Origin of the sequence: Bacteroides sp. Phil13 (assembly GCF_001940965.1) — a bacterium.
Lineage (GTDB): Bacteria > Bacteroidota > Bacteroidia > Bacteroidales > Bacteroidaceae > Bacteroides > Bacteroides intestinalis.
This window is the reverse complement of record NZ_MSHA01000015.1, coordinates 66486-79482: the sequence shown is the minus strand read 5'-3', so window position 1 is coordinate 79482 and position 12997 is coordinate 66486. Positions and strand designations below refer to the sequence as shown.

12 protein-coding genes are annotated in these 12997 nt (G+C 42.5%); 9 read left to right on the top strand and 3 right to left on the bottom strand.

Going from position 1 to position 12997, the window contains the following annotated elements:
• Window positions 1-163 (top strand): plasmid mobilization protein (locus BWI44_RS02735; protein WP_502688823.1); only part of this gene is annotated, 163 nt, incomplete at its 5' end.
• 184 nt (window positions 164-347) lie between these two features.
• Here the strand turns inward: BWI44_RS02735 and BWI44_RS02730 are convergent.
• The gene (locus BWI44_RS02730; RefSeq protein ID WP_195209336.1) at window positions 348-1208 is read right to left on the bottom strand and encodes an AraC family transcriptional regulator; all 861 of its coding nucleotides are present in this window, start codon (window positions 1206-1208) and stop codon (window positions 348-350) included.
• A 130-nt stretch (window positions 1209-1338) separates the two neighbouring features.
• On the opposite strand from BWI44_RS02730, the gene BWI44_RS02725 reads away from it, so the two are divergent.
• From BWI44_RS02725 to BWI44_RS02690, 8 genes are read left to right on the top strand one after another with little or no spacing between them, the layout of a single operon-like run.
• Window positions 1339-1965, top strand: a complete 627-nt coding sequence (locus BWI44_RS02725; protein ID WP_195209337.1) for a nitroreductase family protein — start codon at window positions 1339-1341, stop codon at window positions 1963-1965.
• A gap of 8 nt (window positions 1966-1973) precedes the next feature.
• On the top strand, window positions 1974-2888 hold the full coding sequence (locus BWI44_RS02720) for a DMT family transporter (RefSeq protein WP_195209338.1): 915 nt from the start codon (window positions 1974-1976) through the stop codon (window positions 2886-2888).
• Window positions 2885-3796, top strand: coding sequence for a DUF1848 domain-containing protein (locus BWI44_RS02715; protein ID WP_195209339.1), 912 nt, complete (start codon window positions 2885-2887; stop codon window positions 3794-3796). The genes BWI44_RS02720 and BWI44_RS02715 overlap by 4 nt, the downstream gene beginning before the upstream one ends.
• A gap of 9 nt (window positions 3797-3805) precedes the next feature.
• The gene (locus tag BWI44_RS02710) at window positions 3806-4666 is read left to right on the top strand and encodes a radical SAM protein (RefSeq protein ID WP_195209340.1); all 861 of its coding nucleotides are present in this window, start codon (window positions 3806-3808) and stop codon (window positions 4664-4666) included.
• A gap of 10 nt (window positions 4667-4676) precedes the next feature.
• Complete coding sequence (locus BWI44_RS02705; RefSeq protein WP_286811189.1) at window positions 4677-6986, top strand: hybrid sensor histidine kinase/response regulator; 2310 nt, start codon at window positions 4677-4679, stop codon at window positions 6984-6986.
• The gene (locus BWI44_RS02700; protein ID WP_286811159.1) at window positions 6979-8301 is read left to right on the top strand and encodes a sigma-54-dependent transcriptional regulator; all 1323 of its coding nucleotides are present in this window, start codon (window positions 6979-6981) and stop codon (window positions 8299-8301) included. Before BWI44_RS02705 ends, BWI44_RS02700 begins: the two co-directional genes overlap by 8 nt.
• A gap of 55 nt (window positions 8302-8356) precedes the next feature.
• Window positions 8357-9520, top strand: coding sequence for a GmrSD restriction endonuclease domain-containing protein (locus BWI44_RS02695; RefSeq protein ID WP_128718161.1), 1164 nt, complete (start codon window positions 8357-8359; stop codon window positions 9518-9520).
• Window positions 9521-9523: 3 nt separating this feature from the next.
• On the top strand, window positions 9524-10153 hold the full coding sequence (locus tag BWI44_RS02690; RefSeq protein ID WP_128718160.1) for a HEPN domain-containing protein: 630 nt from the start codon (window positions 9524-9526) through the stop codon (window positions 10151-10153).
• A gap of 201 nt (window positions 10154-10354) precedes the next feature.
• Here BWI44_RS02690 and BWI44_RS02685 read toward each other — a convergent pair whose 3' ends face one another.
• Window positions 10355-11428 carry a site-specific integrase gene (locus BWI44_RS02685; protein WP_286811151.1) on the bottom strand — a complete coding sequence of 358 codons (1074 nt, stop codon included), beginning with the start codon at window positions 11426-11428 and terminating at the stop codon, window positions 10355-10357.
• 266 nt (window positions 11429-11694) lie between these two features.
• Entirely contained in the window at window positions 11695-12867 is a 1173-nt protein-coding gene (locus BWI44_RS02680) for a site-specific integrase (protein WP_286811149.1), read from the bottom strand.
• Between the last annotated feature and the right edge of the window lie 130 nt (window positions 12868-12997).

Sequence of the window (12997 nt, the reverse complement as noted above, 5' to 3'; positions counted from 1 at the left end):
CAATCAGGTCGTTAAAGAGTTGCGCATCCACTTTTCGGAAAAGAAGGCGATGGCGTTGCTCTACAAGTTGGAGAAACATACCATCGACCTTGTGAAATTGAGCCGGGAGATTGTGGAACTTTCGAGAGAAATGTATGCCAAGTGGGAACAACAGAGGGAATAATTCTCGCAGATTCGCAGTCCGGCGAATGAGCGAAGTTCGTCTGGTACTTCATTGCCGACCGTGTCATCATCGGACGGCCGGGCTTTCAGTTTAAGGATGAAAACCGACCGAAAGGAATTAAAATATAAACCAATCAGTAACGACTTTGCGAGTCGTTACTGATTCTTTTGCTAATTTTTCATGGCTAAATAGCCTTGTATTGTTTCCTGTATTTAGATGGCGACATTCCAATTGTACTTGTAAAGACCCGCACGAAATGCGGAAGGTCGTTGAAACCTACAAGATAACATATTTCCGACACGGATTTTTGTGAATGCTTCAGCAGCTCGCAAGCCGTGTTCAAACGGTATTGCGTGACGAACTGCGAAAAAGTCATCCCTTTGCACCGCTTGAAATAAGAGCAAAATGCAGAACGATTCATACCAACTTCTGCGGCTATATCATCCAATGCTATGGAACGAACGTAGTGCTTCATCACGTATGCGCAAATCTGCTGCATACGCCGAACGTCCTTCTCGATACGCATCGGTTTTCCTGCAAATATATGGTCGGACGAGGTAAAAATGACAGGAAGCAGACGGAACATCGCACTTAAACGTCCCAGTTCGTCCATTTCGTTTATTTCAGATAGTGTCTTACGGATAATCCGTGAACTCTCCGGTCCGAACTTCAGCGCATCAGTCGGAAACATCACGTCCGCCAGTCTGTTCCGCAATTCGGGGAATACGTCCATGCACCGCTCCACTAACGAATGGCTGAAAGCCACCATCAGATAACGGACACAACCGTCCTCGTCCACACTGTCGGCTGCGTATTCCCAGCGATGAAGCATCGACGGCGGTATTAATGCCACATCGCCCGCAGCAAACGGCTGCAACGTATCGCCTGCCATACGGTTGCCCTGTCCATGAACGACATAATACAATTCCCACGCATCGTGTCGGTGAAGTTTGGCTTCGAGGCTCGGCTCCACTCGCTGGTCAATGAAAAAAAACGAATGGTTCTCCGCTTCGGGCAGTTTGTATGGTATGGCTGTATCTTCCATAAATAATTGCTTTAATTTATGCAATTGCAAATTTACAACAATTATATGAAACGATAAAACAAATTCAGAACAATAAAACGAAGTAACTTTGCAACCGGAAACAATAAATGTAACTTAAAAACGTATTGTTATGGAATTATACGAAGTATTGGAGAAACGCCGCACATACCGCGACTACTCCGACCGTGAAGTGAGTGATGAAATCCTCAAAAGAGTAATCGCCGCGGCATTCAAGGCGCCGACCAACGACCACTTGCGCCAGTTTGAGTTCATCGTGGTGCGCGGACGCGAGAACATTGCAAAAGTGATCGCCCCGCTTGCCAAGAATATGGCTGCCTTCAAGAATCTGGTGCATGAAGTGGATGAATCGGGCGACAAGGACAAGATGGACATGTTTGCCGATGCCCTGCCCAAACAACAGCGTATGCTGATGCAGAGCGGGCTGCTGATTCTACCCTTCTTCCGCCAGAAACAAAGCCCGCTGCTCCAACCCAAAGAGCAAAGCTCGCTCAACTACTTCGCCTCGGCATGGTGCGCACTGGAAAATATGCTGCTCGCCGCCACTGCCGAAGGATTGGGAACCGTGTTCCACATTCCCGTTGCCGACGAAGTGGAAAAAATCAAGGAGATTGTCGGTGCTCCCGAAGACTACGAGTTCACCTGCCTGCTGACTATGGGGTATCCCGCCGAAAACGCCTTCCTGCCCAAACAGAAAGAAATCGATGTCGAGGAGCGGATACATACGAACCTCTGGTAACCCAGAATATGAAAGGACATATTCTGATATTGTCGGCAAACATCCTGTTCGGTGTCAGTATGCCGGTATTCAAATACCTGCTGACCTCAGATGTACCACCGGAAGCAATTACCATCATGCGGGCGATTTTCGCCTGCATGATGGTTTGGTTCGTGTCTCTCTTCATGCCGAAAGAAAAAGTCCTGCCGAAAGATTTGGGGACACTTTTCATCTGCGCCTTGTGCGGTGTGGGTATTAACCAATGGCTGTTTGTCGTCGGGTTGAAAAGTTCCTCGCCTGTCGATGCCTCCATTATCGCTACCGCAGTACCCATTTTCGTGTTGCTGTTGGCAGCCGCCGTCCTCAAAGAACCTATTACGGCAAAAAAATCATTCGGCGTATTTCTTGGTGTAAGCGGAGGGCTGTTGCTCGTGTTCAGCTCCGTACATACCACTAACGGAACTAATAGCCTTTGGGGAGATACACTGATGCTGCTGAACCAGTTGATGTATTCCGTCTATCTGGTCTTGTCCAAACCTTTGTCCCGACGCTACTCGTCCGTTACGATGATGAAATGGATGTTTCTGTTCTCTGCATTGGCACTCGCTCCGTTCTGTCTCCCACACGTGCAGCACGTCCCCATATTCCATCGGGAAACTTTCGACATGACGCAACTGTGCGCACTTCTGTATCTGCTGTTTGGAGCCACGTTTGTTGCGTTCATGCTTATCCCGATGGCATTGAAACACATCCGTCCCACTACGGTCAGCATGTACAATTATGTGCAGCCCATTGTTGCGTCCGTAATCACCATTGCTGTCGGGCAGGACACCCTCTCGATACAAAAACTGTTGTCGGCGGCTTTGGTATTTGCCGGTGTTTACTTGGTGACGATGAGTAAGAAAAAGGAAGAGATGAAAAATTTAATATTGCATAAGACATGATTATAAATACAGGAGGGCGGACAGATACCGTCAATTATTACAGCGATTGGCTGTTGAACCGATTCGAGGAAGGCTTTGTCTATTCACGTAACCCACTGTTCCCGAATCACATTACAAGATACACGCTCGACCCGTCGGTAGTGGATTGTGTGGTGTTCTGTTCTAAAAACTACCGACCGATTCTGCCGGAACTTCATCGGATTACAGACCGTTTCAACGTATTCTGTCACTACACTATCACGGCATACGGCAAAGAGGTGGAACCGAATGTACCGGACATAGACCAGAGTATCGACACGCTTGTCGAACTCTCTGCAAAAGTCGGAAGCAAATGCGTTGCATGGCGTTACGACCCTGTACTGCTGACCCGAAAATACACCGTGGATTACCATCTGAAAATGTTCGATTACATGGCTTCACGCCTTGCACCGTATGTGAACTTCTGCGTATTCAGTTTCGTGGAAATGTACAAAAGGCTCGAATACAATATGCCCGAACTGATTCCGCTGACCAATAGGGATAAGGAAAAGCTGGCAGAGGGAATGGGCGCAATCGCCCGGAAATACGGGCTGCACCTGCAAACCTGCGGGACATCGGAGAATTACAGCCGATACGGAATATCCGTTTCTGGTTGTATGACTACCGCCAATCTGGGAAACGCGTTGGGTTGTCGATTCAAGAATATGGCACACAAGGGAACCCGCATCGGATGCAGTTGTATGCCTACACGCGACATCGGAGCATACAACACGTGCTTGAACGGTTGCAGATATTGTTATGCCAACAAGAAACCGGAGTTGGCAGTGGAGAACTACAAACTCCACGATCCGGCATCTCCGCTCTTGATAGGACACGTGAACCCTACCGATATTATCAAAGAAGGAAATCAAAAGAGCTTCATCATCTGAAACTATGTAATGGAAAAAATAATTGTAGCGGAAAAAACGGTCGAAAGCTATCTGACCAAATCCAAAATCGGTCAGTTTGCCATCAACCCTTACGTGGGCTGTCCCCATGCCTGCAAATATTGCTATGCGTCATTTATGAAACGCTTCACGGGGCATTCCGAATCGTGGGGCGATTTCATCGACATCAAACGGGCAAGACATACAATAAACGGCTCTCAAATAACTGGAAAAAATGTCTTTATGGGAACCGTGACGGATTGTTACAACCCGTATGAAGTAAAATATGGTATCACTCGCTCCATCTTGGAACAATTGGTAGATGTGGATTGTTATCTGCAAATCGCAACCAAAAACAAATTGATACTCCGTGATTTGGATTTCCTCAAAAAGATGAAGCATCTGAGTGTGGCATTGTCCGTCAATACGCTGGATGAGAATTTCCGCCGGGACATGGATCGGGCGAGTAAGGTACAGGAGCGGTTGGAAACACTTCGGACACTTCACGAGAACGGAATCTATACCATACTGTTCATGTCACCGATTTTCATAGGTATCACGGACTGGAAAGCGATTATAGAAACCAGCCGTAGTTTCGTCAGTGAATATTGGTTCGAAGACCTGAACCTGCGCGGAGGCTATAAAAACGTTATCATGCAATATGTTCAGGGACATTATCCCGATTCCTATCTACTATACGAGCGGATATATATACAAGGCGACAAAACGCCACTGACGGAAATGGAAAATGAAATCATCGCCTACTGTCGTGATAACGACATTTTATTCAGTGATTATTTCCATCACGAAGAAGTAATCCGAAATCCTCAGAATAAAGTTTTGGGTAAAAATCATGTGCTAACTCAAAGTTAGAAGCATTATGATGAGATATATTCAAAAAATAGTTGCTTCGGGCTATTTACTGATTTCATTGTTAATCGGCTGCATTGCTTATGTCTGGCATTCAGAATGGCAGGATATAGAAAAATTAGAATATGATAACTGGCAGATTGACAAACTGCGTAAGGACATAAACACTATCCAAATTCAACTGATTGAGTTTTCTCTATTAGGAGAAACTGTGCTGGAATGGGATGATGAAGATTTGGAATATTACCATACCCGACGTATGGCAATGGACAGTATGCTATGCCGTTTCAAAGTTACCTATCCGGCAGAGCGCATTGACAGTGTACGTCATCTTCTCGAAGATAAGGAACGACAGATGCACCAAATAGTGCAGGTGCTTGAACAACAACAAGCCATCAACAAAAAGATAAACCGTCAAATACCTGTAATTGTACAGAAGAGTGCCCAAGAGCAACCTAAGAAACCGAAACGGAAAGGATTCTTGGGCATCTTTGGTAAAAAAGAAGAAGCAAAACCTGCCATAACCACCACGATGCTCTGTTCCCTTAACCGGAATATGATAGCTGAGCAACAAGGGCAAAACCATCGTTTGTCTGAATACGCAGATAGCCTTGCTACACGAAACGCAGAACTGAATAGGCAACTACAAGGACTGATTTTTCAAATAGATGGAAAAATACAAGCAGACTTACAGAAACGAGAAGCGGAAATAGTCTTCATGCGGGAACGGTCGTTCATTCAGATTGGGGGCTTGACAGGGTTCGTCCTTCTTCTGTTAATCATTTCATATATCATAATTCACCGAAATACTAACCGTATCAAGCGGTACAAACGGGAAACGACAAATTTAATCAAACAGCTACAACAAGCGGTAGAGAAAAACGAGGCACTGATAGCCTCCCGCAAGAAAGCGGTACATACCATCATCCATGAGTTACGCACACCTTTAACCGCAATCACAGGCTATGCCGGGTTAATGCAGAAAGATTGTAACACGGACAAAATCAAAGTGTATGTTCGAAATATCCGACAATCTTCCGACCGTATGCGTGAAATGCTCAACACCTTGCTGAGTTTCTTCCGTCTGGACAATGGCAAGGAGCAGCCGAACATTTCTCCTTGCCGGATTTCGGCAATCACGCACATTCTTGAAACGGAGTTTACGCCCATCGCCATGGACAAGGGGCTGGCTCTGACCATAACCAATCAGACGGATGCAGTCGTCCTGACCGATAAGGAACGTATCCTTCAAATCGGCAACAACCTGCTGTCGAACGCCATCAAGTTCACGGAGAACGGTAGCGTTTCTCTGACAACTGACTACAATAACGGCGTCCTGACACTTATCGTCGAAGATACGGGCACGGGAATGATCGAGGAGGAACAGCAACGGGTGTTCGTTGCGTTTGAGCGTCTGGCAAACGCCACCGCAAAGGACGGCTTCGGACTGGGACTGTCCATCGTTCAGCGTATCGTGTCAATGCTCGGCGGCACAATCCGGCTGGAGAGTGAGAAAGGCAAGGGTAGCCGTTTCACGGTGGAAATACCCATGCAGACAGCCGAGGAACTGCCGGAAAGGATAAATCAGGCACGGATTCATCATGACCGTGCATTCCATGATATCATTGCCATCGACAATGACGAGGTACTTCTCCTGATGCTGAAAGAAATGTATACTCAGGAAGGGATACACTGCGACATCTGCACCGATGCTGCGGAACTGATGGAAATGATAAGGAAAAAAGAATACAGCCTGTTGCTTACCGACCTGAATATGCCGGAAATCAACGGCTTCGAGCTGCTGGAACTGCTGCGCACCTCCAACGTTGGCAATTCAAAGACTATCCCGGTAGTCGTGACAACCGCTTCGGGCAATTGCAGCAAGGAGGAACTTATGGAACGTGGTTTCTCAGGTTGCCTGCTCAAACCGTTCTCCATATCGGAACTGATGGAGGTTTCAGACAAATGCGCCATGCAAGGCAACCGGAATGAAAAGCCGGATTTCACCTCCCTGCTGTCATACGGCAATGAAGCCGTCATGCTGGAGAAACTGATAACGGAAACCGAAAAGGAAATGCAGTCGGTCAGGAATGCGGAGCGACGGAAAGACCTTCAGGAGCTGGATGCCCTGACACACCACCTGCGCAGCTCATGGGAGATACTCCGTGCCGACCAACCGTTAAGGGAACTATACAAATTGCTTCATAGCGAAGGTACATCAAATAACGAGGCTATCCATAATGCTGTTACTGCCGTACTGGATAAGGGTTCGGAAATAATCCTGCTGGCAAAAGAAGAAAGGAGAAAATATAATAATGGATAAGACAAAAATCATCGTGGTGGAGGACAACATCGTGTATTGCGAGTTCGTCTGCAACCTGCTGGCACGGGAGGGATTCCGCACCGTACAGGCTTTCCACCTCTCAACCGCAAAGAAATATCTGCAACAAGCCGCAGACGGGGACATCGTGGTTTCTGACCTGCGCCTGCCCGACGGCAACGGTATCGACCTGTTGCGCTGGATGCGCAAGGAGGGCAGGATGCAGCCCCTTGTCATCATGACCGACTATGCCGAAGTGCATACGGCGGTTGAAAGCATGAAACTCGGCTCGCTGGACTACATACCCAAGCAGCTTGTGGAGGACAAGCTCGTCCCTCTGCTCCGTACCATATTAAAAGAACGGAATATCGGACGAAGCCGTATGCCTGTGTTCTCACGTGACGGCTCGGCGTTCCAAGCCATCATGAAGCGGATAAGGCTGGTAGCCCCAACCGACATGAGCGTGCTGATTTTCGGGGAGAACGGCACGGGCAAGGAACATATCGCCCACCTGCTGCACGACAAGAGCAAGCGGGCAGGAAAGCCGTTTGTGGCTGTGGACTGCGGTTCGCTCACCAAAGAACTTGCGCCGTCGGCTTTCTTCGGACACGTCAGAGGGGCGTTCACGGGTGCGGACAGCAGCAAGAAAGGCTATTTCCATGAAGCCGAAGGCGGAACGCTGTTCTTGGACGAGGTGGGAAACCTCGCACCGGAAACCCAACAGATGCTACTGCGTGCCATACAGGAACGGAGATACCGCCCGATAGGTGACAGAACTGACAAAAATTTCAATGTCCGCATCATCGCCGCCACCAACGAGGATCTGGAGAAAGCGGTCAATGAAAAGCGTTTCCGGCAGGACCTGTTATATCGTCTGCATGACTTCGAGATAACTGTCCCGCCGTTGCGCGACTGTCAGGAGGACATCATACCACTGGCTGAGTTCTTCCGTGAAATTGCGAACCGGGAACTGGAATGCGATGTCACCGGCTTTGACGGAGAAGCCCGCAAGACATTGCTGACCCATGCGTGGCCGGGCAATGTCCGTGAACTTCGTCAGAAAATCATGGGCGCGGTGTTGCAGGTACAGACGGGTCTTGTCACGAAAGAGCATCTGGAACTTGTCGTGACAAAACCTAATTCACCCGTCAGCTTCGCCCTGCGCAACGATGCAGAAAACAAGGAACGTGTCTTACGTGCGTTGAAGCAGGCGAACGGGAACCGCAAGGTTGCCGCCGAACTGCTCGGGATAGGACGTACGACGCTGTACAGCAAGCTGGAAGAATATGGATTAAAATACAAATTCAGGCAATCATAGCCGGTAATTCGCTGAATTTCCTTATCTTTGCTTGGACAAATCTAAAATTACATATATGGTTAATATTGAGAATAGAGATATAGAGGCTGAGATTATAACTGATAATCAGTCTGATAGCGAGGATATTCAAACAGTGGATGTCTCTGATGTAGTTGTCTATGCTAGAGATTGGACTATTGAAACAATATTCAATCAAATCAATATCGAAAATATAGACCTAAATCCCAAATTTCAAAGAAGAAATGCTTGGAATGATGACAAACGAAGTAAACTTATAGAATCAATCATAATGGGGTATCCTGTCCCGGAAATTGTTTTAGCAGAAAATCCCAATAAGAAACGTTCATTTATAGTTATAGATGGTAAGCAGAGACTGCTTACCCTTGCAGGGTTTATTGACAATAATAAATATAAGTATTGGGATAAACCAGTATTAAAAGGATTGAAAGTGTTGAAGGATCTTAACAAATTGAAATATGTAGATTTGGATGAGAAGTCTAAACGCGAATTTGATAATTCTTCATTACGCTGTACTGTCATAACAAATTTTAAGGATATCCAGATTCTGTATGATATCTTCTATAGACTTAATTCCGGATCAGAATCCTTATCTACACAAGAATTGCGACAGGCACTTAACAAGGGAGAGTTTGCTGATTATTTAGTTGAAACTACGAACACACTACAACCAATTCATTCTGTTATGAATTTATCAGAACCTGACAAAAGACTTCGGGATATCGAAAATTTACTAAGATTATTTGCTTTTACCATGTATCCTAAAGAATACAAGGGTAATTTAAAGAAATTCCTAGATGACAAGATGGGAGATATTACAAAAAATTGGGGAGAGACACATCTTAAAATAAAGGAACAATACGAGAAAATAAATTCTGCAATAGATTTGCTAAAAGAAACATTTGGGGATTATAAAATTATTGGTAGGAAATATGACGAAGATGCTTTCTCTAATAGATTTAACAAAGTGCTATTTGAGGTGGAGATTTTTTATTTTCTTCATTTAGATAAGAACATCCTTTCAAGTAAAGAGACGTTTATAACTGCCTTAAAAAAACTCTGTACAGAAGATGCTGATTTTAGAGCCTCTATTGAGAGTTCAACAAAAAATATCGAATATTACAAAATAAGATATGCTAAATTTCAAGAATTGATAAATAAATCTTTCAGGCTAAACTTAGCAATTAATCCTTTTTTGTAATTTATGGTAGACGTTAAAGAGTCATTGGACAAATTGGAAATGTATTTATTGGAACTCGAAGATAAATATATAGATATCCATACAGATCCTTTGGAAAATCCAGAAATGTACAAATTGGATATTAGAAGTTTTTGTGTGCTTTCTCATGCAGCTTTTGAAGAGTTTGTAGAAAATATATGTTTATATACACTCAATGAAATTGAAGATAAATTTGTAAACACACAACGTATCAGTTATTCCACATTATGCTTGTTGCACTTTTATGGAAATAGCAAAACAATAGATAATGAAAGTTGGAATGATGACGAAAGAATTTATGATTATTTATTAGCTCAAATAAGAAGTATAAAAAGCGATTTTTCTAAGTATATTATGAACCAAAATCATGGTGTGGGCTTAAAATATCTCAAAAGGTTATTAGTTCCATTAGGATTATATGCGCCATTGGATATTAGATTTTCTTCCGCATTAGATAATTTGACTCAATCGAGGGGCGGTTATGCACATACATCTCATCGTAATATTAGAAGTTTATCTCCAGAAGATGTGAAAATGTATGTTAGAGATGTTTATGATTTGATGGTAGAGTTAGCAAATAAATCTAGAAAAATTTCATATTATAGCATTCACTAGAAATAGGTCATGTAAAGGTCATTCTGTAACAGCGAATTTTTCACAAAATAATTATACTGTCATTTTACATTGGTTTCTGTATGCACTTGATTTGTTTTTTTATTGGAAATAAATTATCTTTGCTCACAGAAAGGCGTTCTTTTGATGTAATGCAAAACAAGATAGAATACAGAACTTCGCTCGTTTCTAAGTCGTTACCTATCACGCGACAGATTTATGCAAGTCATTAAATTTCAATGGTAAAGACAATTTGTAATGTCTCGCCGTATGAAAAGACATGTTCTTTTCAATATGCAGATCTTTTATAATTTCTTTTAGATAGCGGTTTGTGAGATGATTGGATATAGGAGAAAAAATCTTTTGGAAAGATTTTCCTTTTTTTATTAAAGCAAATACTTTAGGGGATACTATGGGAATTTTATAGGTAATGTTGGTTTTGGTTCGTTCATCGGACAATAGAGGGAAAGATTCTCCGGTATCTATTTTGATGAGTTTGATATCAGTATAAGTGACATTGAAGAATTCGGCATAAGACAGGCTGGTATAACAACTGAAAAGAAACTCTCTTAATACCTCTTGCTTGCCTCGTCTATACACTTTTTTCTCGTAAACAGCTTGTAGCTTTTCAAGCTCTTCTTCTGTAAGTACATCATTGTTTTGAGCCTTGATATTCTTTTTAATTTCAAATTTTTCATAGGGGTTCTTTGCGATCTTTTCTTTGTCGACAGCAATTCCAACTAAGAATTTGAAGTTCGAATGTTTCTTGTATATAGTTGAAAGCAGGTTCCCAACTTCCAGTTCATGATTGTGGAACTTTTGAATGAAGTCCAAAGTTATTTCAGTGAAAGAAAGGGTTGGTTTCCATTCTTTCATCGTATTGAGAAGTTTGTAGTAGTTTTCAATGGTTCCGGAAGCACGTGCCTTTTTTAACAACTCGATTTCATTCTCTATGAATACATAGAAATCTGTATTCCCATAAAACTTATCTTTTATCTTTTCTAAAAATTGGGGGACCGTTAATGGCTTGAAGAAATTCTCAATTACAATGGCATTCGCTTTTGTGTAAAATTCGCTGATTATTTTATTATAGTAATAGCAGTTGGGCTCGGAAGCACGTACTGTACATGATGACTTATTCCATTGTTGGGGTTTGATAAATATATTGAGACTTATTAATGTCGTTCGTCTGTATGCCGTGTATCTCAGGCAAATAGCTTGTTTGCCGTCATTGGTTGTATAATATTTGCGTAATTCGATTCTAAATGTTGCTTTCATAACATATGCCTTCTTGTTGTTCCTTTACAAATGAGTGCTAGAAACAGAAATCTATTCATTTTACTATAATGCGCTAAATTATAGTATATTGTCCGTTATCTGTCAGAATGGTTGTTTGTCTGTCTTGTTTTTCCGGCTATTGCTTCTGTTTGCATATGCGAGTAATTGAATCCTCCCAAATGTATTATGTTCCATATAAGTAAAAAAGTCGGCAACTGCATTATGGCCGACTTTTATATCTAACTTATCGATTGATGATTACGCTTCTATACGATCCATTTGCTTATCATTTCCTTAATTATGTCTTCATCATGCAAATGGATATAAATGTCCTTGATCTCATTTCCTTCTGCATGTCCCATTATTCGTTCCGCAATGCCGTCATTAATCCCTTTGCGTGCAGCTATCGTCCTAAATGTATGCCGGGCTCGATGAAAGGTCATCTCTTTCTCAATATGCAAGTCCTTCATGATACTCTTCAGGTAACGATTAGTCGGTTGATTGGATATAGGCGAAAATATATTTTGAGAAGGTTCACCTTCACCAATCAATGCAACGACTTTGGGAGATACGATTGGTATTTTATAAGTAATATCAGTCTTGGTACGTTCATTAGAGAGTAAAGGATAATATTCGCCGGTATCAATTTTTATAAGTTTAATATCAGCAAAAGTGACAATGGAATATTCTGCATATGCCAGACTTGTATAACAAGCGAAAAGGAACTCTCTCAATACTTCTTGCTTTCCTTTACTATATTTCTTCTTATTATAGGCATCCTGAAGCCTTTTAAGTTCATCTTCGGTTAAGACATCGTTATTCTGTGCCTTGATATTCTTTTTGATTTCAAACTTCTCATAGGGGGTCTTTGCTATCTTTTCCTTGTCAACAGCAATACCAATCAAGAATTTGAAATTTGCATGTTTCTTATAAATAGTAGATGGTAAATTTCCTACTTCCAGTTCATGGTTGTGAAACTGTTGAATAAAGTCCAAAGTAATCTCATCAAAGGATAGGGTGGGTTTCCATGCTTTTAATGTATTGATAAGTTTGTTGTAGTTCTCAATGGTGCCAGACGCACGTACTTTTTTTAGCAACTCAATTTCATTTTCAATGAAAACATAGAAGTCTGTATTTCCAAAAGACTTGTCCCTTATCTTTTCTATGAATTGGGATATAGACAGTGGCTTAAAGAAATTTTCCATTATAATGGTATCTGCTTTCTGGTAAAATTCGCTGATCGCCTTGTTATAATAATAACTACGAGGCTCTGTATCACGAACCGTGCATGATACCTTATTCCAATGCCGGGGTTTGATAAGAATATTAAGACTTATTAACGTAGTACGTCTGTTAGCAGTGTACCTAAGACAGATCGGTCGCTTGCCATCCTTGGTTGCGTAATCTTTACGCATTTCAATTTTAAATGTTGCCTTCATATTAGTAATTTCTTATTTTTCTCTGGCAAACATTTGGCAAACAAATGAAAGAAACTATGAAGGATTTTCTTTTAGTCTTTCCACGACATATTGCGTAAGTGCTTAAAAAACAGAAGGATTAGAAATTTTC

Coding starts and splice junctions, on each gene's coding strand:
- BWI44_RS02730 (WP_195209336.1), bottom strand. CDS start 1,208: ATGGAAGATACAGCCATACCATACAAACTGCCCGAAGCGGAGAACCAT.
- BWI44_RS02725 (WP_195209337.1), top strand. CDS start 1,339: ATGGAATTATACGAAGTATTGGAGAAACGCCGCACATACCGCGACTAC.
- BWI44_RS02720 (WP_195209338.1), top strand. CDS start 1,974: ATGAAAGGACATATTCTGATATTGTCGGCAAACATCCTGTTCGGTGTC.
- BWI44_RS02715 (WP_195209339.1), top strand. CDS start 2,885: ATGATTATAAATACAGGAGGGCGGACAGATACCGTCAATTATTACAGC.
- BWI44_RS02710 (WP_195209340.1), top strand. CDS start 3,806: ATGGAAAAAATAATTGTAGCGGAAAAAACGGTCGAAAGCTATCTGACC.
- BWI44_RS02705 (WP_286811189.1), top strand. CDS start 4,677: ATGAGATATATTCAAAAAATAGTTGCTTCGGGCTATTTACTGATTTCA.
- BWI44_RS02700 (WP_286811159.1), top strand. CDS start 6,979: ATGGATAAGACAAAAATCATCGTGGTGGAGGACAACATCGTGTATTGC.
- BWI44_RS02695 (WP_128718161.1), top strand. CDS start 8,357: ATGGTTAATATTGAGAATAGAGATATAGAGGCTGAGATTATAACTGAT.
- BWI44_RS02690 (WP_128718160.1), top strand. CDS start 9,524: ATGGTAGACGTTAAAGAGTCATTGGACAAATTGGAAATGTATTTATTG.
- BWI44_RS02685 (WP_286811151.1), bottom strand. CDS start 11,428: ATGAAAGCAACATTTAGAATCGAATTACGCAAATATTATACAACCAAT.
- BWI44_RS02680 (WP_286811149.1), bottom strand. CDS start 12,867: ATGAAGGCAACATTTAAAATTGAAATGCGTAAAGATTACGCAACCAAG.